The sequence below is a fragment of the Parabacteroides johnsonii DSM 18315 genome, from assembly GCF_025151045.1.
In the GTDB taxonomy this organism is placed as follows: Bacteria; Bacteroidota; Bacteroidia; order Bacteroidales; family Tannerellaceae; genus Parabacteroides; species Parabacteroides johnsonii.
Window position 1 is genome coordinate 3,190,378 of record NZ_CP102285.1, and the last position, 23,280, is coordinate 3,213,657.

Here is a 23,280-nt window from a genome sequence, read left to right on the forward strand (position 1 = left end):
TATCTTATTTTGTTATTCTTTTCATACATTCACGCAGACTCGCTTCCCAATGGGGTATGCTGATTGTATAGATCGTTTTAATCTTAGTCTTGTTCAGGACGCTGAAATGCGGACGGGCAGCCTTCGCAGGATAATCTTTGGACTCGATCGGGAGAACATGGCAGGGCGCATCGCCCAACTCCATAATCTTCACGGCGAAATCATACCAGCTGCAAACTCCTTCGTTGGAATAATGATAGATACCGGGAACAAAAGCACCCGCCTCCGCCTGCACCAACACCGCTAAAATGGTAGCCGCCAGGTCACCGGCATACGTCGGCGAACCAATCTGGTCGAACACTACAGACAACTGCTCCCGCTCATTTCCCAGACGCAACATCGTCTTGACAAAATTATTACCGAACTCGGAGTACAGCCATGCCGTACGGATGATTACCGCATCCGGGCAAACCTCCTGCAAAGCCTGTTCACCGGCAAGTTTCGTACGCCCGTAGACAGAAGCCGGACAAGTCGCGTCCGTTTCCACATAAGGCAAATGATTCGTACCGTCGAATACATAGTCGGTAGAAACATGGATCACCCTCGCCCCAGCCATACGCGCCGCCTCTCCTAAGTTTCGAACGGCATCCCGATTGATACGGAAACAAAGAGCTTCGTCATCTTCCGCCTTATCCACAGCCGTATAGGCAGCACAATTGATGATATAATCGGCTTGCTTCTCCTTGACAAAAGCATCCACAGCCTGAGCGTCACAAATATCGAGCGTATCCACATCCGTAAACACAAACGCATATTGCGGATATCCGGCAGCCAACTGACGGATCGAATTGCCCAGTTGCCCGTTAGCTCCTGTTACTAAAATTGTTTTCATCTTGTCTTATTCTTCTAATTTCAGTTCCCCATTCATATCTTCACGATATTTCTCGGCCAGAAGCGCCAGGAACGAGCTGATCTGTTTGATCCCCTCCATCGTTTCGGGGCTGATTTCCTTTCCTTGCATCTTCAGCATCAGGAAACCGTAAATAGCATTGAAACAAGTCTCCAACTCAGGCAAGTCCTCGCCACCCGATTTGGCACGGAGCTGGACGATAAAGGGGAGTGTTTTATAATAAGCCGCCCCGTACACCATTTCCTTCGACGATTTCAGAAGGCGGAGGTGCAGGTCGGTCAGAGCAATAATCACATTCTTATTCAGCTGGATATGTCCTTTTTCCTTCACCCCTTCGGAACGCATCATCTCGATCAGTTCCTCATACCATTTGGCAATCTCTTCCTTTACATCGTCCGGCTGGTCGTAACGTTCCACGATCGTGCGGCGAATCGAGTCCATATCGAAATTATTGGCACGTATCAGGTCTTCCACCTGCCACATGTACAACAAATATTCGGCTATATTTTCCTTTCTTTTTTGTCTCGCTATAATCATGGGAGCAAAGATACACTATATTCGGATAATGCCTGATAAAAATCCGCATCTTTTACACCTAACTGGCGGCAGGCCAGGCGGGCAGCATTCAAGTTGATCAAGAAGAAGCGGTCCGGAATATAGATAGGAAAATCCCCGTAGCGAGTCTGCAAATAAGTCTTTCCTTCTTTCTCGACCACGACATGTTGATCGTAGGGCATAGCCGTTATATCCTCGCGTACTCCCTGGGCAAGCTGTTTGACAACAGGATCGCCGTCAAAATAGATCAGCTTTCCCCCGCGCTCGATGGAAGAGGCGAACGTACGGAAAGTCGTGTGATAGGCCTCCGGCGTGGCATGGTCAGTCGCGGAAGTCCACATCAGATTGGTCAGAATAGCAATATGCGGACGATAGAATTCAAGCTGGAACCGTTTCTCCAAAGCGGACGTGACATGCTCGTCACCCTCGATAATCGCGATCCGGGCTTCGTAGCTCAGATGTACACGATCAGGCAACAAGGGAACTTCGCTGGTCAACGCATAGTCGAACGCAAGTTTCTGCCGCCTCAGGGCACAAACAATCATCGAGATGATCGTCTTCTTTCCCCGACTGCCGGCAACAACAACCCGCGTCTTCTCTTTCGTCCGCTGAAATATGAATTCAGGTATCGAAAGCACTAATAATCCCAGTTCCTTTGCTCGTATCAATTCGGGGTTATCCTGCCGGACTGCGGCCCCTAATACCACAAAATGTATATCTTTAGTTAATCTCTCCGGAAACCATCCGTCCCCATGACAAGTACACCCCTCTTTTTCCAGTCTGGCAAGAGTCGTATCAGCCAGTCCGACACCGGATACGCTTACTTCATATCCTTTTTGGTGAATAGCCAGGGCTAAGTCAAACAACAGAGGCTCGGTTACGGAGATTAAATGAACTTTTCGCATCACTCAGATTTTGCCTGCAAATGTACACAATTTCATTTACCCTTCGCATGGGTTTGAAAGAAAAAACTTCCCTATCTTTGTTGGAAAAAGCATAATTTATGGATATTCAACTTATAGACACGGGCTTTTTCCATGCAGACGGAGGCGCCATGTTCGGTGCGATTCCCAAGACCGCCTGGAGCCGCCGTTATCCAAGCGATGAACAAAACGGATGCATCTTGGCCATGCGCACTCTATTGGTGCGCGACGGGAACGGGAAGATCGTACTTGTTGACAACGGGGCGGGCAACAAACATCTGAAACAACTCAGCTATTACAACTTCTTCGACCTCGTCGATCTGAAGGAAGAACTTCAAAGACGAGGCGTTGCCTGTGAGGAGGTTACGGATATCATACTCACGCATCTTCACTTCGACCATTGCGGATATACGACACAAAAAGAAGAGCAACCGGACGGAAAGCCTCTCTTTAAAATGGCCTTTCCGAATGCCACCCACTGGGTTAGCCGCACACAATGGGAGAATTTCCTTCATCCGAATGCGCTCGAAGCCGACTCCTATTTCATCGAGAATATGCAAGCCACCTACGACAGCGGCAAGCTCCGCCTCATCGAAAGCGACACGAATCTTTGCCCCGGTATCGACCTACGGCTGTTCGACGGACATACACCGGGACAAATCGCACCTTACATCACGACACCTAAGCGCACATACGTCTTCGCAGGCGATGTCATCCCGTTGGCGGCAAGTGTTTCACCTCTCTGGATCTCCGCATACGACACTTGTCCCGTCGTATCCTACAACGAGAAAGTGCGAATGCTGGAAGAGGCGACCTTAAAGAAACAGGCGATCATCTACTGTCACGATGCCTATACACAGTGCACTACAGTGAAAAAGGTGCAGGACTTTTTCAAGACCGATCAAAAGGTTTCACTTTTTTCCATAGGGTGAAAATAAATTTTCCCTTGCATGAAAATTTATTTTCACCTACGGGAAACAAAAGTTTCATCGGCATGAAACAGAAACAATATAGTAGTCCGATCAAAGAAAAGCCTGTTATATTATAGGGGAGTCTACTATTTATCTTTATCTTTGTCTTTGCATAATCATAAATTAATCCTGGTCATCATGAAAAAGACAATCTTCGCATCATTGACAATCCTGGCATTCTCGGCCCTGATGTTCTGTTGCAGCAATACTCCCAAGCAGGAGAAAATGCTTCGCCACGTTGTCATGTTCGGATTCAAACCCGAAGTATCTGCCCAACAGATCAAAGAAGTCGAAGATGCTTTCTGCGCACTTCCTTCCCAGATAGACCTGATCAAAGGGTACGAATGGGGGACGGATTGCAGTCCCGAAGGATTGCAACAGGGATTGACGCACTGCTTCTTCCTGACGTTTCATTCAGATGCGGACCGCGACGCCTACCTCGTCCACCCGGCGCATAAGGCTTTCGGGAAAGTATTAGGAGACAAGGCTTCTGCCGTCACCGTCGTGGACTACTGGACTAAATAAGAATCATTATTTTTTTCACTTATAACATTTTAAACGCATGAACAAACTAACGAAGTATGCATGTATCCTGACAGCCCTGGCCGGAGCCGTGGCTTGTTCGGATGGTAAAAAAGCACAAGGAGACTATGCCGTTATCCCGCTTCCGCAAGAGATAACCCAAGGTGGAAACACTCCGTTCCTGTTGAAACCGTCTACCCCAATCTCCTATCAGGAAGGTGATACGGAAATGGAACAGACCGCCCGTTTCCTTGCCTCCTATATCAAAGAGGCTACGGGATATGAACCGAAAGTTATCGCCGGAAACGCAGACAGAGGCATTCATCTGTCGATCGCTTCCGACATCCAGCATCCGGAAGGCTACCGTCTGCTGGTCAGCGAGAACGGCATCGAGATCGCCGGAGCATCCAACGCCGGCATTTTCTATGGCGTACAGACCTTGCGCAAGTCTATCCCCGCCGTAGCCGTAGGAATGGATGTCGAACTTCCTTCCATCTGCATCAACGACTATCCGCGTTTCCCCTATCGCGGTATGCACCTCGATGTTTCCCGCCATTTCTTCCCGACCGACTCGGTCAAGAAGTTCATCGATATGCTCGCCTTGCACAACATGAACCGTTTCCACTGGCACCTGACAGACGACCAGGGATGGCGCATCGAGATCAAGAAATATCCGGAACTGACCAAGATCGGGGCGCAACGCAAAGAAACCGTCATCGGCCGTAACTCCGGCAAATATGACGGTAAACCGTATGGCGAAGGTATGTTCTACACGCAAGATGAAATCCGCGACGTGATTGCTTACGCTCAAGAACGCTTCATTACGATCATCCCCGAAATAGACCTTCCGGGACACCAGCTGGCTGCCATCACGACCTACCCTGAATTAGGTTGTACTGGCGGACCGTATGAAGTATGGACACAGTGGGGGGTTTCCGACGACGTGATCTGTGCCGGTAATGAAAAAGCCATGACCTTCCTTGAAGACGTGCTTGGCGAGGTGATCGACCTTTTCCCGTCCGAATATATCCACGTAGGCGGTGACGAATGCCCGAAAGTGCGTTGGAAGAGTTGTCCGAAATGCCAGGCACGCATCAAGGCGGAAGGCATCAAAGGAGACAGCAAGCATACGGCCGAAGAATACCTGCAAAGCTATGTCATTTCACGTATGGAGAAATTCGTCGAAAGCAAAGGACGCCATATCATCGGTTGGGACGAAATCCTGGAAGGCGGACTGGCTCCGAACGCAACGGTGATGAGCTGGCGCGGAGTAGACGGAGGTATCGAAGCTGCCAAACAAAAACATAATGTGATTATGACACCTAACTCTTACCTGTATTTCGACTACTATCAGTCAACCGACACAGAACACGACCCGCTTGCCATCGGTGGTTACCTGCCGTTGGAACGCGTCTATTCATTCGAACCGACTGCCGGAATCCCGGAAGAGTACCAGAAATATGTAACCGGTGTGCAGGCAAACCTTTGGACAGAATATATCCCGACATTCAGCCAGGTCGAATATATGGTATTGCCGCGTATGGATGCATTGGCAGAAGTGCAATGGACAAACGCTCCGAAGGATTTCAAAGCGTTCCTGCCGCGCTTGGTTCGTATGACCGAACTTTACGACCGCTTAGGTTACAACTACGCCAAACATATCTTCGACATTCGCGCCTCTTTCGCTACCGACGGTGACAAAGGTGAAATCGTCGTGACACTCGAAACCGAAGGTACCGCCGATATCCATTATACGCTTGACGGCAGCGAACCGACAGCAACCAGCCCGAAATACGAAGCCCCTCTCCGCATCAAGCAAAATGCAGAAGTTAAAGCCGTAGCTGTCCGCCCGACTGGAAACAGCCGCATCTTCTCTGAAAAGATCGACTTCAACAAGGCGACGGCTAAGCCGGTCACATTGAAAGTAGCTCCCAGCAGAGGGTATAACTTCAACGGAGGCCCGGAACTGACCGATGGTCTGAGCGGCAACGACAACTACAAGACCGGACGCTGGTTAGGATTCCAAGGCAAGGATTTGGACGCCGTTATCGACCTGAAAGAACCGACTGAATTCAGCAAAGTCTCTTTCAACACGAATGTTGTGAAAGGGGACTGGATTATGGGGGCGGCAGGCGTTACCGTAAAGGTATCGGACGACGGACAGAACTTCAAGGAGGTAGCATCCAAAACAATCCCGTCTTTAGGTAAAAACGACAAAGACGGCCTTTATCCGCAGGAAATCTCCTTCTCCCCGGTAAAAGCCCGCTATGTCGAAGTCATCATCAAGAGCGACAAACTTCCGTCATGGCACGGAGGTGCAGGTAATCCGGCGTTCTTGTTTGTGGATGAGATCAATTTGCAATAAGTAGATATTTAGGCACAAAAGATCATGAAGGAGGTGTTTTGGCGCACCTCCTTCATTCATAGCAAATACTAAATATTAACCGATTAAACCTCTCATACGGTCTTCAAAAGCAGACAGAGCCGCTTTTGCCCCTTCTCCCATCGCTATGATTATCTGTTTATAGGGTACAGTCGAGACATCGCCCGCCGCATAGATACCGGGAACATTTGTCCGGCAATGCGCATCGATTACAATCTCACCCGGTTTATTTGTTTCGACAACATCGCGGAACACGCCGCTATTGGCAGCCAGACCAATTTGGACGAAGATACCATCCAGATCAATCACCCGCTCCACTTCCGTCTTACGGTCTTTTACACGAAGACCTGTCACCTTATCGCCGTTACCGATCACTTCCAAAGATTGGGAATGCAAGAAAATTTCCACATTCGGCAGGCTCTTCGCTTTTTCCTGCAGCACTTGATCGGCTTTCAGCTCGTCCATAAACTCCAGCACCGTCACTTTCGAGCAAATGCCTGCCAAATCTATAGCCGCTTCAATACCCGAATTTCCACCGCCGACAACCGCTACGTGCTTGTCTTTATAGAATGGACCGTCGCAGTGAGGACAAAAAGCGACCCCCCTCCCGATATATTCCGCTTCGCCCGGAACATTCAACTTGCGCCAGCTTGCACCTGTCGCCACGATAACAGCAGGAGCAGAAAAACGTTCACCGGTAGAAGTGGTCAGAAGTTTCGCCGCTCCGTCTAGTTCGACTTTGTCTACACGACGATGCTCCAATATATCGACCGGATAGTCGTTGATATGTGTCAGAAGATCGTTCGCCAACTGCTTTCCGGTAGTCTGAGGTACGGAGATCAGGTTCTCGATACCGACTGTTTCTTTGACCTGTCCACCGATACGTTCGGCTATCACTGCAACATTCAAGCCTTTACGTGCCGAGTAGATGGCAGAGGCAGCACCGGCAGGTCCACCTCCCACTACTATCACATCATAGTTCTTAACAGGTTTTTCAACAGAGTTATCAACAATCCCTTCATTAATTCCGTATTGGGCTTCGAGTTTGGAAAGCAATTCTCCAAAATCACTACGGCCCACATTGATCAGTTTGCCATCGGCGAAAACAGAAGGGACTCCCTGTACTTTCATCACCTCAACTTCTTTCTGGTTGATGGCGCCATCCACCGTTTCATGGGTGATGCGGCTGTTGAGAGTTGCCATGACATTGAGTGCCTGCACCACATCCGGACAGTTGGTGCAAGTAAGAGAAACATAAGTCGTCAGCTTGATCGGACCGTTCAAGGCTCTGACACGTGCACAGATACTTTCGTCCGGTATATTTTTACCTTTTCCATCACTATTCAGGACAGCCAACAGCAGGGATGTAAATTCATGGCCGTTGGGTACTGCACGAAACCGGATACCAGTAGGCATCCCGTCTTTTACAATTGCAAATTGAAGTCCCTCTCCATCGGCAATGTTGCATGACAAATGATCCGAGCAAGATGCCACATCACTAAGCAGGTCTATCAGCTCCTGACGACTTTCATGATCAGGAGCGACTTGTATATCAAATACATATTGGGACACCAGTCCGGAGAAAATTCCCGAAAGCTGGTCTTTCATTGCAGAGTCTAACATAACTTTAGATCTTACCGACCAAGTCGATACTCGGCTTCAATGTTGCTTCGCCTTTTTTCCATTTTGCAGGACAAACTTCATTCGGGTGAGAAGCAACAAACTGGGCAGCTTCAACTTTACGAAGCAATTCGTCTGCATTACGGCCGATACCGTTATCATGGATTTCAGCAATCTTGATCTTACCTTCGGGATTTACCAGGAATGTACCGCGATAAGCCATACCCTCTTCTTCGATCATCACACCAAACGCACGGCTTAAAGCACCTGTCGGGTCTGCCAGCATCGGATATTTGATTTTGCGAATTGTTTCGGAAGCATCATGCCATGCTTTATGCACAAAGTGTGAGTCTGTACTTACAGAATATACTTCGACACCCATTTCCTGAAATTTGCCGTACTTGTCAGCCATATCGACCAATTCGGTCGGGCATACGAATGTAAAGTCGGCAGGATAGAAGAAAAAGATGGCCCATTTGCCCTTGATATCTTCGTTACTTACGGTCTTGAAATTACCATTCTGAAAAGCTTGAACTTTGAATTCGGGTACTTGTGAATTGATAATTGGTTCCATGATTTTTACTATTTAATTTGTTACTACTATTTTTTGATTACTCTGCAAAGGTAAATCGTAAGGTACTGATTGAAAGAATTTTTCAAATTGATAATTTTTATCTGCCGATAGACGGACCCCTATCAGCAAGTACACTCATCTACTATGACAATATGAAGCAAAGTTATGTTTTCCGGAACAACCAAAATATACCTAATTATAGGTAAAATACCTTTCGGCCATACCATGTGATTCTTTAATTGTTACCTTTGGATGTTAACTTAAAAATATTCGAAGATGAGAAGAGCAAGTTTGTATACATTTTCAGCGGGCCTGCTGCTCATTTGCAGCGCATGGCTTTCTTCATGCGTCTCACAAATACCCCTTACGCGGGAAAAACCAGCAAACAATTCCTCCTATCAAGTCGAATACCTGTTCGAACATGAAGGGTGTAAGGTTTATCGTTTCATGGATATGGGACATTACATCTATTTCACCAACTGCGAAGGAGATGTAACCAGTGTTGAAAGTGACAGTGTCCGCACAGTCAACCGGATCAGCCGCAAACCGATCATCATCAAAGAGCAGACGCTCGATTAGTCTTATACGTTTATCCCGTGTTTCCTAAAGATCGTTTTAGCATTGGCCAGGCGCTCTGCCGAAAGCGGTTCCACACCTTTCAGCTTATAATCCAGGCCCTGCGCCTCATATTTATAAGTTCCCATTGTGTGATAAGGCAGAAGCTCGGCTTTCTGAATCACCTTATAGCGGCTGACGTATCCGGCTAATTTTTCCAGATCCTCATCATTATCTGTCAGACCGGGAACGACCACATGGCGGACCCATACGGGAATGTCGCGTTTCTCCAACTCATCAAGAAAACGTAAAGTGTTATCAAGTTTCACAGCTGTCAGACGGGGATGAAGCCCGGCATCGATCGTCTTGATGTCCAACAGAACCAGATCGACATATTCAAGGACTTCCAAAGCTTTGCCGGAACAGATATAGCCGGAAGTATCCAACGCCGTATGGATACCGTTCTCACGGCAAAGGCGGAAAAACTCTTTAAGGAATTCTGGTTGTAACAAAGGCTCGCCACCAGTAACAGTAACACCACCTTTAGCGATAAAATTCTTATAGCGCAGCACTTCGGCAAGCAACGCTTTGGGTTCCAGTTGATAAGGTGTCTCACGCTTCACCTCCCAGGTATCCGGATTGTGGCAATACAGACAACGAAGCGGACACCCTTGCATAAAAACGACAAAGCGAATTCCGGGACCGTCAACGGTCCCGAAACTCTCTAAAGAATGTATGTATCCCAACATATTAATCAATGGACAATTGAGAATTGACAATTGACAATTATAAACTGCTGTTGATAGTGCGCGAGATGACATCGAGCTGCTGTTCGCGTGTCAGCTTGACGAAATTGACAGCATAGCCCGAAACACGGATCGTAAGCTGCGGGTATTTCTCCGGGTGCTCCATCGCATCTAACAGCAGGTCCTTATCGAACACGTTCACATTCAGATGCTGGCCGCCATCAGGCGTGAAATAGCCATCCAAGAGGCTCACTAAATTACTCACCTGAATATCGCGCTCCTTGCCCAAGGTGGCCGGTGAAACGGCAAATGTATAGGAAATACCGTCATGCGCATGCTGGAACGGCAGTTTGGCAACAGAAGCCAAAGCGGCGACAGCCCCTTTCGTATCGCGTCCGTTCATCGGATTGGCTCCCGGAGCGAACGGCGTACCACCCGGACGGCCATCGGGGGTCGTTCCGGTTTTCTTTCCGTAGACCACGTTTGAAGTGATCGTCAGGATAGACTGTGTCGGGGTGGCCTTGCGGTATGTCTGATGCTGGCGCAGGTATTCCATGAACTTCTCGGTAATGTCGACAGCAATACTGTCCGTACGATCGTCATTGTTTCCGAAAGGCACATATTCGCCTTCGCGTTCGAAGTCGACAGCCAAACCACGTTCGTCACGGATTACTTTCACTTTTGTGTCACGGATGGCAGCCAGCGAGTCGGCAACGATAGAAAGGCCGGCAATACCGGTTGCGCGGATACGTTCCACATCTCCGTCATGAAGCCCCATTTCGAATGCTTCATACGCATATTTGTCGTGCATGTAGTGAATGATCTTCAGTGCATTGACATAGACTTTAGCCAGCCAGCGCATCATCTGCTCGTATTTCTCCATCACTTCATTGTAATCCAGATATTCGCTGGTGATCGGCTCGAAGCGGGGAGCCACCTGCACGCCCGATTTCTCGTCACGTCCGCCATTGATCGCATACAACAGGCACTTTGCCAGGTTGGCACGAGCTCCGAAATACTGCATCTGCTTACCGATCTTCATCGGAGACACACAGCAGGCGATACCGTAATCGTCGCCATAGTCCGGACGCATCAGATCGTCGTTCTCGTACTGGATGGCGGAGGTATCGATCGATACTTTCGCACAGAAGTTTTTCCAGTTATCCGGTGCATTGTTGAACCAAAGCACCGTCAAGTTGGGTTCGGGCGCCGGGCCGAGATTATACAAGGTATGCAGATAACGGTAAGATGTCTTTGTCACCAACGAACGGCCGTCAACACCTTGTCCGCCCAGCGATTCTGTCACCCAAACAGGATCACCGGAGAACAGGTCGTTGTATTCCGGAGTACGCAAGAAACGGACAATACGCAGTTTGATAATAAACTGGTCGATCAATTCCTGTGCCTCTTCTTCCGTCAGCTTGCCTTCACGAATATCCTTTTCGATATAGATATCGAGGAACGTGGAAGTACGTCCGAGAGACATGGCCGCTCCATCCTGATCCTTTACGGCAGCCAGGTAAGCCAGATACAAATACTGCACAGCTTCGCGGGCATCCTTGGCCGGGCGTGTCACATCGAAACCATAACCGGCACACATTTTCTCAAATGCTTTCAACGCTTTGATCTGTTCCGTTATCTCCTCACGGCTTTGAATGATCTCTTCCGTCAGTTCCTGGATATCGAGACGTTTCTGGAAACGTTTCTTCTCTTCGATCAGGATCTGAGTTCCGTACAGAGGCACACGGCGGTAATCACCGATGATACGTCCGCGTCCGTAAGCATCAGGCAGTCCGGTGATAATGGCAGAACGGCGTGCAGCTACCATCTCGTCCGTATAGGCTGAAAAAACACCTTCGTTGTGCGTCTTTCTGTATTTGGTGAAGATTTCTTTTGTCATCGGGTCCAGATGATAGCCATAGGCTTCCAGACTGTTTTCGACCATGCGGATACCACCTTTCGGAAAGATACCTCGTTTCAACGGGGCGTCTGTCTGCAGACCGACGATTACTTCGTTCTCCTTATCAATGTAACCGGGTCCGTATGTGTCAATCCCCTGAGGAAGTTTCGTTTCGGCGTCATATACTCCTTTTTCCCTTTCCACCTTAAACATTTCGGTCAGCTTGTTCCACACTTTCTTCGTTTTCTCCGAAGAGGGTACGAGGAACGTATCATCACCGTCATAAGGTTTATAATTGTTCTGGATAAAGTCTCTTACGTTGATCTCCTTTTTCCAGGTTTCTCCTTTGAACTGCGCCCAGTTCTCGTTTTCAAACTTCATAAGCTTATCTTGTCTATTTCGGTTTAGGCGTGCAAAGATACGTCTTTTCCCCCTATCTGAAAAGGATTGTAAAGGACGAGGGATGTTAAACTGGGGAAAATACCTACAAATAGGGATAAGGGAACAACGAAGCCCCGGCAGTACGAATACCGCCGGGGCCTGTTTTTTGTCTGCCGTCCGGTCTTCACAGAGGGAAAAGCAGTAGAACTTTTAATTTCATTACTTTAGTATTATTAATATTAAATACGGTCGCTTGTTCGCCTGTCGCAGGGTAGTTGGAGGCTTTCGCCTCCGCGCAACCGAAGAATTATTTGATTATAAAATGTCATTGTGTCTGTAGGGGCGGGGTTCTACTCCGCCCTTACGATAGACAACAGTATTGTTTTTTTTAGTATCAATCGTTATTTAACGATAGCTTTTACAGCGGCTTCGCCTTCAACTGCTACAACTACTACACCTGCCGGAGCAGCGATTACAGCATTGTCAGAAGAAACAACCGTGTTAGCTACTACCTGACCTAAGATGTTGCTTACAACAACTTTCTTACCGGCTGCACCTGCGATCGTTACGTTACCGTTACCGGCAAGAACTTTCACTTCAGATGTTGCAATGCCTTCGTTAGCTGTCGGAGTAGAAGTTACTTCGATTACGAATGCTTCAGCTTCCTTAGCACTCTTGCCATAGACCAAGTTACCGTTGATTACATATACATATGAACCATCTTCAACGTTCTTCAAAACATAGTCGCCATCTTCGTTTTCTGTGATCGTGAATTTGAATGCATCAATAGCTTTACCTGCGACTTTTTGGTCGCCGATCATCAATGTATCTTCACCAGCTACACGTGCAGCATCCATGAACATGATGCGGTTTACGCCATTGCTATACTTGGTGCTCGCTACGATAGCGTCTTTTTCTTTCTTGTCGATCTTATCGTACTCGTAAGCCTGTTCTGCAATTTCAGCCAGTCTTTCACCTGTCACCATCATCTTGCCTGCGTAAGAGATAAAGAATTTCGGAGTAGCGAAACCTTCTACGTTTACGGAGTCAATCCACAAGGCGGCAGCTTCTGTAGCCAAAACAGCAGCGTTATTAGCATCGGCTGTAATGAAGTTTGCTCTATCGACTGCTTCAAATGTCATGTGCTTGCTGTCCGGTTCCAAAGAAGGAGCGGCATCAAGGTCGATGATATCAAAGAGGGCGATAGATTCACCAGTACCACCATTAACAACTTTATTACCGTCTATTTTAGTATAACCAGCAATCGCTGTTGTACTTGGTGCATATACAATTGCATACGTGCCTTTGCCCTTTTCCTTCAAAAGGAATGTTGTCTTATCTGTTGCAACTAATTGTGTATTCCAGCCTGAACCCAGTTTCAATTCTCCAGCCTGAATTGAGTAGGAGTAAGCCTGGCGAAGTGTGTCGGCAGGGTAGTCAGCGCCATCAGCCTTTTTACCATTTTTACCCTTTACAACAACCCATTTCTCACCATTGTAGAAGCTGTATGCTCCAGTTTCTACTACTGTAGCCTCTTCGCTACGGATCAGCTCCCATTCAGAACCTGCGTGAGGAACAACACTTACATCTTTTCTTTCATCTGCACCAATTTTCATAAACAAGTCAACAGCTTCATCTCCTTCATTGTCAAACGTTCCGTTTGTCACAAACGCGAATTTCTGTCCCTTAGCAGACAACGTATTATAGTAACCGTTGGTAGCAGCTTTATCGTAATCAGCAACTTTAGCCAATGTGATGGTTTCAACATTAGCATAGTCACTGATCATCACTTTATATGTGTTCTCGCCTTCAGCTTCATACAAGGCAATACCTGTAACTTTCTGTGCCGGATTGTGTACGTTGATCAGTTCGATCGTATTGTTGTTCTTGTTACCAGAAACCAACCACTGTCCTTGCGGATGAGCGAACTCGGCAGAAGATACTTTATCATACAGCTGAACAGCAGAACATGCTTCGTTCATACCGAAAGCATAAGTTTTCTTGCTATCCTTAACTGTAGCTGTTACATTTACAATCAACATTCTTTCGTTTGCAACTTCTGTAGCAGCAACACGTGTACCTTTTCCAACCGTAACAGCCATGAACTTAGAGTGAGAATCATAAGCAACAGAAGCCAGCTGGCGAACTGTCTCATCGTTTGTCACTTTACCAAAAGTAACATTAACATTTGTAGCATCATCACTTACTTTTACACCCTTCTGGACGATTGCGTAAGCACCTTTTCCGATATTAGTGGCAGACTCTTCTGCGTAAAAAATAATGTTCTTGCCATTGATTTTTTCATCATCAACAGCCTTTTTAAACTCAGCACCAGTCATACGTTTGTAGTAATAACCGTTTTCCGGGTTAGCCAATTCAGAGTTTTTAACACGTTCGCTTGTCAAAACGATGTATTCATCATCATCCTCATCTTTCGTACCTTTATCGTCAACCAATTTAAAGCCAAGAGCGTCACCTTCAACTTCTTTAACGCTTACATTTTCAAACACATCCGTATCCTCCAATGTTTCCGGGAACTCCAGTGTAAAGTTATCTCCGAACTTGTTTGCAAAGTCTTTTGCAGAGACTTGTTTGTTGTAGATTTCGTAGAGGGTACAGCAATCCTTAACAACCAGGTTGCTACCACCTGAAGTTAATGTCGGTTCCCAATTGACTCCATCTGTAGCCAATTTCAAACCCAAATAGAGAGTTTCTCCAGAAATAGCAGCTTGCAATTTATTATCAGTTCCTAAAGAAAACCAACGAAGTGTTTTCGTTGCATCATTTGCTTCTTTCTTACCTGCGACAACATAAACACCATTGTCCTTTTTAAAAGCCAAATACTGTTCACCGGAAATGTTTTTAAATGCGTAGTAAGAAACGCCATTTTCTGTTTTAGTCTCAACAGTCCACTGTGCATTTTCTGCAGAATTAGCGGCTGTCACATTTTCATCATTAACATACCCATTCAGCGTAAAAGCCTGAAGTTCTTGTTTGGTATCCGAATGTACCCCTGCCAAGTAATAAGCACGACCACTTACTTGCTTTCCCCACTCGATACTACGCCCATCTAACTGTGCGTAAACCGAGAAAGAACTACCGGCCACCAGGGCGGCAGCCAAAAGAGTAGAAAATCTCTTGTTCATAATCTAAAATGTTTAATTAATAATAATATGTATATTGAATATCGTTCTTACTTCCTGTTTAACAGGTTTTTACCAAATTCCTGTATTTTGACGAGAGAAAACGTACGTTTTTTTTAGTCATTTTTTTTTGGATTTCAGGCAGTTCGTGGTAAAAAGGCGATAGGTTTGTACAAGATAAGCTATCTGATTGATAAGAAAGAATATAGAAAAGGAAAAATAATTGGGAGAAAGGATTGCAGGTTTAAAAAGTAGTTGTATTTTTGTGCAGTGAAAATGGCGAAAAAAACGTACGTTTTTTCGCCATTTTTCTTTTCACATACCTATACTTCTTATTAATAACGACTTACATTACAAAAAAGCAACTAAAACCATACAGAAAAGTAACTGTTTTCAACCACTCGCCAAGTCTCCACACATCTCCATTAAAATAAAGATTATCAATCATATACAAACTAATCTCCTTTTATCCTCATCGGAGGCGAAAAACGGCAAAAACTGCAGATTTCGTAATTTCCTCTTGGAAAAGCCTCCCCTTTTGTTAAAGATATACAAAATACGGTGTATTGGCTGCTTAGCATAATAATGGTATCAAGACTTGCAAAACCTTACATTATTATATATCTTTACATCAGCGTCCGTCACAAACGGATCAAATGACTACAACACATTATATAATATATGAAAGAAAAAATCAACGCCTCCGCCATCCCGGACGCTTACCTACTCTGCATGAACCAAGACTGCCCGAAAGCCACTGGCTGCCTGAGGCGCATCGCCGAGCAACAAATCAGTGATAAAGTGAGACTATGGCGGGTCATCAGTCCCAAATACCAAAAGAACCAAACCGGCGACTGCCCCTATTTCCGCCCTTCCGGCAAGCAGACTTATGCACTCGGTTTCATCGGGATGCTGGAGCGGATGCCCTACCGGCAAATGCAAGAAGCTGCCAGCAGGCTCTTGAACCATTTCGGGCGCAGAACATACTATCGAGTGCGCAAAGGCGAACGGCCTCTCTCACCGAACGAGCAAAAAAGCATTTTGAATATACTGGAACAGTGTGGCATCGGTGATCCAGGCAAGTTCGATGCCTATTTCGAAACATACGACTGGTAGCCTGTGACCGGTTACATACCGATGTAACTGTTGTGCCATACCTATGTAACGGCTGTTTCCTGCCAAGGGAACGACTGTGCCATGCCGATGAAACTGCTGTGCCATGCCGATGGAATTTGTGTGGCACTACTGTGTCACACAAATTATCCCTCGTCGAACAATTGATACCCCTGTAAAGAAAGGAACCGATTCCCTAATAAAAAAGAAGCCTCTCTTCACAGAGGGGCTTCTTTTTTATATCGAAAATAACCAATAAAAACTTTCCGATATAGTTAATCATCTTATATGCTTACATAATTAGCAAAAGGTTTTGATATAGCGATTATACTAATAGTGTTACTTTCTTAATGACATTGCAAAGATACGGGCACCTCCGGCCTCCTACAATACCTATATGTGAGTAAAAAAATGCCTTTTGCTACCTAATCAGGGTGATATTTAAACAAAAAGAACCGTTTTTCTCAAAACAGTTCTTCTTTTGTTGCAAGGAAAACCAATAAAAATCCCCGCTGTTGTTATTTACTTTAAAATAAACATTACATTGACATTCTATCGATAAGGTTCCGGTCGACGATTATACCTAATCATGATACATAATTGACAGAAGCAAAGGTATGAGCGGACAATCATTAACACAATACCTACAAATATGTATATTTGTCTTTACCCTCCCTAATTATAGGGATTTCATGATATTTTTCTTGTAAAAATGCACACAATACCTACAAATAGGTAACATCGACACCTTTTTACCTACTAATTGCGATTGCACACCGTTCGTAGCCCCTCTAATTTTGCCAAAAATTAAAAAACGCAATGAAAAGGTTAACTAATTTATTAGCAATCACTCTACTAACCTCTTGTGCAACGGCTTTTGCACAGGAACAAGAAGAAACAACGACAGGAAAATCCGCAGTGGAACAATCCGCAGATATTTATGCCTCCGGATATAACAAATTCCGCTTCGGCGGATATGGGGAAATCCTCGCGAACTTTATGGACTACGGCATCAACCGCTTCCGGGGTACGGACAACGGAAGCAAGAAAGACCATCGCAATTCGATCTCCATTCCTCGTTTTGTCCTGGCTTTCGATTACAAATTCAATTCCCAATGGATATTAGGAGCAGAAATAGAATTTGAGGCAGGAGGTACGGGAAGTGCCTATGAGATAGAGAACACAGAAAACGGAGAATATGAAATGGAGGTGGAAAAAGGCGGTGAAGTCGCTTTGGAACAATTCCACATCACACGTCTTGTCCACCCGGCCTTCAATGTCCGCGCCGGCCACCTGATCGTCCCGGTCGGCTTGACCAACGAGCAGCACGAGCCGATCAACTTCTTCGGGACTTCCCGTCCGGAAGGCGAAACGACTCTCCTTCCTTCCACCTGGCATGAAAACGGTATCGAAGTGTTCGGTACGTTCGGCCGAGGCTACACACGTTTCAACTATCAGGCTTTGGTCGTTGCCGGATTGAACGCCAACGGTTTCGACCGTAATACATGGGTTGCCGGCGGCAAGCAGGGACTGTTCGAAACAGACAACTTCACCTCGCCGGGCTACGTGGCCCGCCTGAACTATTTAGGGGTACCGGGATTGAAAATAGGCGGTTCCTTCTACTATTGCCACAACACAGGAGCCAATTCCGACAAACCGGAGACCTACGTCAAATATGGGAACATACCTTTGCGCATCTATACGGCCGACCTGCAATATAAAAACAAATATGTCACCGCACGTGCCAACATGATATACGGTAATCTGAGTAAAGCCGACGACCTCAGCAACGTCAACAACCACCAGAGTGGCGGTTCTCCTTACACACAGACAACCCCGATCGCCAAACGTGCAGTCAGCTACGGCGGTGAAGTGGGCTTCAACCTGCGTGCGGTTTGCAAAGACAACAGGAATGTGCCTGTAATCTATCCGTTCGTTCGCCACGAATACTACAACCCGCAGGAGAAAGGCGAAGGCAAACACACGATGGACTTACGCAACAAAGTAAGTATGTGGACAGCCGGCGCCAACTGGTACGCTCTACCTAACCTTGTCGTAAAAGCGGACTACACGACACGCAAAATCGGAGGCGGTAAATATAACAGTGAAAACGAATTCAGCCTGGCTATCGCCTACATCGGCTGGTTCCTCAGCAAATAAAAACAACATAAACAATTTAATAACTTATCAATAAAATGAAAAAGAAAAATTATTTCTATCTGGCAGCCTTATCGCTCGCCATGACATTCTCGATGGGAGCATGTAGCGACAACGACGATCCCACGCCTGATGGTGGCGGAAAAGATCCGGTCAGCCTGGACTACAGTTCCGAAAACGCCGTTGCATGGGGTAACTATATGTACAACGTGGCAATGTTGCTGAACAACGATGCGACCACGCTCTACAATTCCTGGGTAACGGATTATGTCGACGAGCAAGGTTCACACGGTCCATACGCCACGATCTTCAAAGATCAGACTGCCGGCGCTTACCAAAGCCCTCTTTCGTGTATCGAGGAAATGATCGAAAGCGGTATGTGGAACATCGCCAACGAAGTCGGTGATGCCAAGATCAAAGACCCGTATACCAAATATACCAGCGGTGACAAGGAAGGCGGTCTTTATGCCGTCGAATCATGGTATAGCTGGCACTCGCGAGACGACTATACGAACAATATTTTCTCCATCCGTAACACCTACTACGGCCGTATCGACGACAACGACGTGTCCAAAGTAGACGGAAACCTGAGCGCCTTCAACTCTTACAAGGATTTCGACGATGAAGGGGATATCGCAGAGCACTCGCTTTCTAAACTGATCGCTTCTACCAATCCGGATCTCGACGAAGAAATCAAAACACTGATTTTCGCTTCTGCAAAGGCGATTCAGGCTATTCCGCAACCGTTCCGCAACAACATCGACAGCGAAGAGGCTGTTGCTGCAATGAACACCTGCATGGAACTGGCCAACCTGCTGTTGAACGAAGTAAAGCCGTATGTAAACCAGACTTTCGGCGACCCTGAATACGACGATGATTTGGATGCGATAGCCGAACAGTTTGTCGATGCAGTCGTTCTTCCGACTTATAAAGACTTGCAGGAAAAGAACAAGCTTTTGCTGGATGCGGTAAACCAGTTCAGACAGAACCCGAGCAACGACAACTTCGAAAAGGCCTGCAACTTATGGATTACGGCCCGCGAACCGTGGGAAAAGAGCGAAGCTTTCCTTATCGGCCCGGTTGCCAACTTAGGCTTGGACCCGAACATGGACAGCTGGCCTCTGGACCAGAACGGTATCGTACAGGTATTGAATTCCCAGAACTGGGATGATCTGGAATGGAGCGGAAACTTCGACGAAGAAGACGAAGCCATCGGAGCTGCACAGAGCGTACGTGGTTACCATACATTGGAATATCTCCTGTTCAAAGACGGACAACCCCGTACTGTCGACGGAGCAAAATAAACATGCCTCTGAGACTACAAACTTGATAATAGATCATGACAAACCTTGAAGCAGCAGACAAATGCCCGCTGTTTCAGGGTTTCAGAGTTATTACACAATGTGACTCGCGTTATTCGGAAACAAATTCAGAAAACCAATAAAATGATATGAAGCAATCTTACCTGTTAGCATCCTCGCTATTCCTGCTCTTTTCATGCGTAGCTTGTGAAGAGGACGATAAAATGGATATGGATAAAATAGATGTCCCGAACGGATATGCGCTGTCAGCAGGGACTTCAACGATTTTCCTAAACTCATCGGTCGCCTATGATACGAACGCCGACTGGATAACAGGAGCCAACTCGATCCGTTTCAACAACGGCGACGGCCTCTACGACGACGTACGCACCAGTAACAACGGCGACGGAGGTGGCCTCGGACCTGTCTATGCCGGTTATTCTTGCGGCAGTTGCCACCGCAATGCAGGAAGAACCAAACCGACATTGTGGGAGAACGGCGGATCAGGCAACTACGGTTTCTCTTCCATGCTGGTTTATATCTCCCGTCGCAACGGTGCTTTCTTCCGCGACTATGGGCGTGTATTGCACGATCAGGCCATCTACGGCGTCAAACCAGAAGGTAAGCTGTCCGTCACATACGACAAACAGACTTTTTCTTTCCCCGACGGGGAGACTTACGAACTATGCAAACCTAATTACACGATAACCGAATGGTATAAAGACAGTATCGCCCCGGAAGATTTGTTCTGTACCGTACGCATCCCGTTACGCCACGTCGGCATGGGACAGATGATGGCTATCGACCGCCGGGAAATCGAAGCGCTCGCAGCCAAAAGCAATTATCCTGAATATGGCATCAGTGGACGTTGCAACTATATCACCGAAAAGGGCGTCACCGGTGTCGGCCTTTCCGGTAACAAGGCACAGCATCTCGACCTGACCGTCGAACTGGGCTTCTCAAGCGATATGGGTGTGACAAACAGCCGCTATCCGGAAGAGATTTGCGAAGGGCAGGCTCAGATCAACCAGGGCAGCATGATGGGACTCTCGTACGACCAGCTCGACATATCGACCGCCGATATGGAAGATGTGGACCTTTATATGCAAAGCCTCGGCGTTCCGGCGCGACGCAACATAAACGATCCGCAGGTCATCTTGGGAGAACAAAAGTTTTACGAGGCAAAATGTCATCTCTGCCACGTCACTACGCTGCATACGCAAGCGGGCGGTTCCACTCTGCTCAACGGCACACGTTTGCCTTGGCTCGGCGGACAAACCATTCATCCTTATTCGGATTTCCTACTACATGACATGGGGTCGGAAATCATGGGAGTCGGGTTGAACGACAATTATGTCAGCGGCTTGGCACGAGGAAACGAATGGCGTACCACGCCGCTCTGGGGTATCGGACTGCAGGAGAAAGTCAACGGTCATACTTATTTCCTCCACGATGGACGTGCCCGCAACCTGACCGAAGCCATCATGTGGCATGGTGGCGAAGGAGAAGCCTCCAAAAATTTATTCAAACAAATGAGCAAGGAAGAGCGTGAGGCAGTGATCGCATTCCTCAACTCCTTATAATTTATACATAAGACAAACTAAAATGAAACAACTGATAATCATAATTGCAGCATTATTACTCTTGCCGTTGTCCGCCATAGCCCAATATGAGGAAGATACGGAAAACGGTGTCGTATCACTAAACGGCAAAGAAGGTTTTACGATCGCCACCAAAAAGGGGGATTTCGTTTTCAAACCTTATATGCTGGTTCAGACCAGTGCCAATATCAATTACTACGATGATGAAGGACTGGACCCGGCCTACAATCAGGATAATATACACAACAGCGGTTTCTCGATCCCTTATGCCATCCTCGGTTTTACGGGCAAGGCATTCAACCGGGTGACATTCAACCTCTCCATCAATGCAGCCGGAAGCGGAGGGAACATCTTGCAACAGGCTTGGTTCGACGTAGAGATGAAGAAAAGTTTTGCTATACGTGTCGGCAAGTTCAAGACTCCGTTCTCACACGCTTACCTGACTACGTTGGGCGAAACGTTAATGCCGACATTGCCGACATCGCTCACCTCATCCGTTATCCTGCCTTATTCTCTTAATGCCGTGACACCGAATATCGGCATGGGATTCGATCTCGGAGTGGAAGTGCATGGATTGGTAAAGGAGAAGTTCGGCTACGAAGTGGGGATCTTCAACGGAACGGGAAGTACCGTCAACATAGCGTCCAAAACGTTCAGCGACGACTGGCATATCCCGTCATTGCTGTATGCCGGCCGCGTCACTTACATGCCGAAAGGCGTCATGCCGTCCAACCAGGGCAGTCCGAACCGTTTGAAGGAAGACAAAATGCTGTTCGGCCTTTCCACTTCATTGAATGTGGAGAGCGAGAGCGAAAGTACGAACGACTTCCGTGCAGGAGCCGAATTCGCCATGCTGAAAAACCGCCTGTACCTCGGTGCTGAAATCTATTATATGAACGTAGGTTTTACCAAACGGCAGAAAATCAACGAGAGCTATAATTACTTAGGAGGGTATGTGCAAGGCGGTTATTTCGTTACCAATAAATTGCAGGCGACAGCCCGCTATGACTTCTTCAACCGCAATGGATTGGACACAAACGGTTTCCTGAATATGCCGGCCGTCGGATTCAACTATTTCTTCACCGGCTGTAACCTGAAACTGCAAGCCATGTATCAATTCATCGGGCGTACCGGACACGACACGCAGCTTGATCGCGACAACGACGACTTAGGATTGGCCATGCATTCCGGAACTGTCTTACTTCAGTACACTTTCTAATCTCAACGTCATGAAAAAAGAAATTTATTCATTCATCTCCGGGCTGTTGCTCTTTTCCGGTCTTGCCATCTCCTGCGACGACGGCAAGATATATGATGAAAACAATCAGACGGAAAGAGAGGGAGGGACGGTGAAGTTGACCGCCAAAATCAGCGGGGTAGATTCCTGGCCGGGCGGTTACAGCGTCGTGCTGGCCGGATTCACTCCCGACAATGCTTTCGCCCAAACGGCAAAAGGGATTAGCCAGACAGACGACGGGACGATAGACATGGTCTTGGCCGGTATTCCCAGCGAGGTCACACAGATCGAAGTTTGTGTCATCAACAAGCTACGTAAAAGGATCGCCAGTTTTTATGCCGCCGACTATACGGAACAGGCGGATACTATACGGCTGAACGCCGGAAATCTGGACGCCGGTATGTTCAACAGCGTCCAGACCGAAATCTTCAACCGTTCCTGTACAGCTTGCCACGGAGGGAGTACGGAACCTGCTGCAGGGCTGTACCTTACGGAAGGTAAAAGCTACAAGGCGCTGGTCGATGTCGTAGCCGATAAAAGCGAGGAAGGGCTGAAGCTGGTCAAGCCGGGAAGTGCGGAGGAAAGTTTCTTGCACGTCATCTTGCACGAGAACATTGTCAAATACGATCATACCAACATCATTACAACGTCCAGCACCCTGACGTTGCTTGACGATTGGATCAATAACGGAGCTAAAGAATAAGAGAAA

18 protein-coding genes are annotated in these 23,280 nt (G+C 47.1%); 10 read left to right on the forward strand and 8 right to left on the reverse strand.

Annotated features, from left to right (window positions below):
• Positions 1 to 4: 4 nt before the first annotated feature.
• The 3 genes from rfbD to NQ564_RS13405 are packed head-to-tail and all read right to left on the reverse strand — an operon-like array spanning position 5 to position 2,349.
• On the reverse strand, positions 5 to 871 hold the full coding sequence (gene rfbD / locus NQ564_RS13395) for a dTDP-4-dehydrorhamnose reductase (RefSeq protein WP_008145953.1): 867 nt from the start codon (positions 869 to 871) through the stop codon (positions 5 to 7).
• A 6-nt stretch (positions 872 to 877) separates the two neighbouring features.
• Positions 878 to 1,426, reverse strand: a complete 549-nt coding sequence (locus NQ564_RS13400; RefSeq protein WP_008145954.1) for a DUF4924 family protein — start codon at positions 1,424 to 1,426, stop codon at positions 878 to 880.
• Positions 1,423 to 2,349, reverse strand: a complete 927-nt coding sequence (locus NQ564_RS13405; RefSeq protein WP_008145956.1) for a Mur ligase family protein — start codon at positions 2,347 to 2,349, stop codon at positions 1,423 to 1,425. The genes NQ564_RS13400 and NQ564_RS13405 overlap by 4 nt, the downstream gene beginning before the upstream one ends.
• A 98-nt stretch (positions 2,350 to 2,447) precedes the next feature.
• Between NQ564_RS13405 and NQ564_RS13410 the strand changes: the two genes are divergently transcribed.
• The 3 genes from NQ564_RS13410 to NQ564_RS13420 all read left to right on the forward strand — a co-directional run bounded on the left by NQ564_RS13410 (position 2,448) and on the right by NQ564_RS13420 (position 6,225).
• Positions 2,448 to 3,299 carry an MBL fold metallo-hydrolase gene (locus tag NQ564_RS13410; RefSeq protein ID WP_008145959.1) on the forward strand — a complete coding sequence of 284 codons (852 nt, stop codon included), beginning with the start codon at positions 2,448 to 2,450 and terminating at the stop codon, positions 3,297 to 3,299.
• A gap of 177 nt (positions 3,300 to 3,476) precedes the next feature.
• Positions 3,477 to 3,863 carry a Dabb family protein gene (locus NQ564_RS13415; protein ID WP_008145963.1) on the forward strand — a complete coding sequence of 129 codons (387 nt, stop codon included), beginning with the start codon at positions 3,477 to 3,479 and terminating at the stop codon, positions 3,861 to 3,863.
• Between the two features lie 37 nt (positions 3,864 to 3,900).
• Complete coding sequence (locus NQ564_RS13420) at positions 3,901 to 6,225, forward strand: glycoside hydrolase family 20 protein (RefSeq protein ID WP_008145965.1); 2,325 nt, start codon at positions 3,901 to 3,903, stop codon at positions 6,223 to 6,225.
• Positions 6,226 to 6,300: 75 nt separating this feature from the next.
• Here the strand turns inward: NQ564_RS13420 and ahpF are convergent, their stop codons facing one another.
• Together ahpF and ahpC are read right to left on the reverse strand one after the other, a co-directional pair.
• On the reverse strand, positions 6,301 to 7,866 hold the full coding sequence (ahpF, locus tag NQ564_RS13425; RefSeq protein ID WP_008145967.1) for an alkyl hydroperoxide reductase subunit F: 1,566 nt from the start codon (positions 7,864 to 7,866) through the stop codon (positions 6,301 to 6,303).
• A 4-nt stretch (positions 7,867 to 7,870) separates the two neighbouring features.
• Positions 7,871 to 8,437: an alkyl hydroperoxide reductase subunit C gene (gene ahpC, locus NQ564_RS13430; protein WP_008145969.1), complete on the reverse strand. Its 567-nt coding sequence runs from the start codon at positions 8,435 to 8,437 to the stop codon at positions 7,871 to 7,873.
• A gap of 276 nt (positions 8,438 to 8,713) precedes the next feature.
• Between ahpC and NQ564_RS13435 the strand changes: the two genes are divergently transcribed.
• Positions 8,714 to 9,016: a DUF4884 domain-containing protein gene (locus NQ564_RS13435; RefSeq protein ID WP_008145970.1), complete on the forward strand. Its 303-nt coding sequence runs from the start codon at positions 8,714 to 8,716 to the stop codon at positions 9,014 to 9,016.
• A 2-nt stretch (positions 9,017 to 9,018) separates the two neighbouring features.
• Here the strand turns inward: NQ564_RS13435 and pflA are convergent, their stop codons facing one another.
• The 3 genes from pflA to NQ564_RS19360 all read right to left on the reverse strand — a co-directional run bounded on the left by pflA (position 9,019) and on the right by NQ564_RS19360 (position 15,165).
• Complete coding sequence (gene pflA / locus NQ564_RS13440) at positions 9,019 to 9,741, reverse strand: pyruvate formate-lyase-activating protein (protein WP_008145972.1); 723 nt, start codon at positions 9,739 to 9,741, stop codon at positions 9,019 to 9,021.
• A gap of 37 nt (positions 9,742 to 9,778) precedes the next feature.
• A complete protein-coding gene (gene pflB / locus NQ564_RS13445; protein WP_021863112.1) occupies positions 9,779 to 12,019 on the reverse strand; it encodes a formate C-acetyltransferase in 2,241 nt (746 codons plus the stop codon).
• 401 nt (positions 12,020 to 12,420) lie between these two features.
• A complete protein-coding gene (locus NQ564_RS19360; protein WP_087375688.1) occupies positions 12,421 to 15,165 on the reverse strand; it encodes a DUF6383 domain-containing protein in 2,745 nt (914 codons plus the stop codon).
• 678 nt (positions 15,166 to 15,843) lie between these two features.
• Between NQ564_RS19360 and NQ564_RS13455 the strand changes: the two genes are divergently transcribed.
• From NQ564_RS13455 to NQ564_RS13480, 6 genes are all read left to right on the forward strand, one after another.
• Positions 15,844 to 16,278 (forward strand): DUF6078 family protein, encoded by a 435-nt coding sequence (locus tag NQ564_RS13455; protein WP_008145978.1) that lies wholly within the window; start codon positions 15,844 to 15,846, stop codon positions 16,276 to 16,278.
• Between the two features lie 816 nt (positions 16,279 to 17,094).
• Positions 17,095 to 18,435, forward strand: coding sequence for a hypothetical protein (locus NQ564_RS13460; RefSeq protein ID WP_008145981.1), 1,341 nt, complete (start codon positions 17,095 to 17,097; stop codon positions 18,433 to 18,435).
• A gap of 35 nt (positions 18,436 to 18,470) precedes the next feature.
• Positions 18,471 to 19,736 carry an imelysin family protein gene (locus NQ564_RS13465; RefSeq protein WP_008145982.1) on the forward strand — a complete coding sequence of 422 codons (1,266 nt, stop codon included), beginning with the start codon at positions 18,471 to 18,473 and terminating at the stop codon, positions 19,734 to 19,736.
• Between the two features lie 146 nt (positions 19,737 to 19,882).
• Positions 19,883 to 21,316, forward strand: a complete 1,434-nt coding sequence (locus NQ564_RS13470; protein ID WP_008145983.1) for a di-heme oxidoredictase family protein — start codon at positions 19,883 to 19,885, stop codon at positions 21,314 to 21,316.
• A 22-nt stretch (positions 21,317 to 21,338) separates the two neighbouring features.
• Positions 21,339 to 22,553 carry a porin gene (locus NQ564_RS13475; RefSeq protein ID WP_008145984.1) on the forward strand — a complete coding sequence of 405 codons (1,215 nt, stop codon included), beginning with the start codon at positions 21,339 to 21,341 and terminating at the stop codon, positions 22,551 to 22,553.
• 10 nt (positions 22,554 to 22,563) lie between these two features.
• A complete protein-coding gene (locus NQ564_RS13480) occupies positions 22,564 to 23,274 on the forward strand; it encodes a hypothetical protein (RefSeq protein WP_008145985.1) in 711 nt (236 codons plus the stop codon).
• Positions 23,275 to 23,280 lie beyond the last annotated feature (6 nt).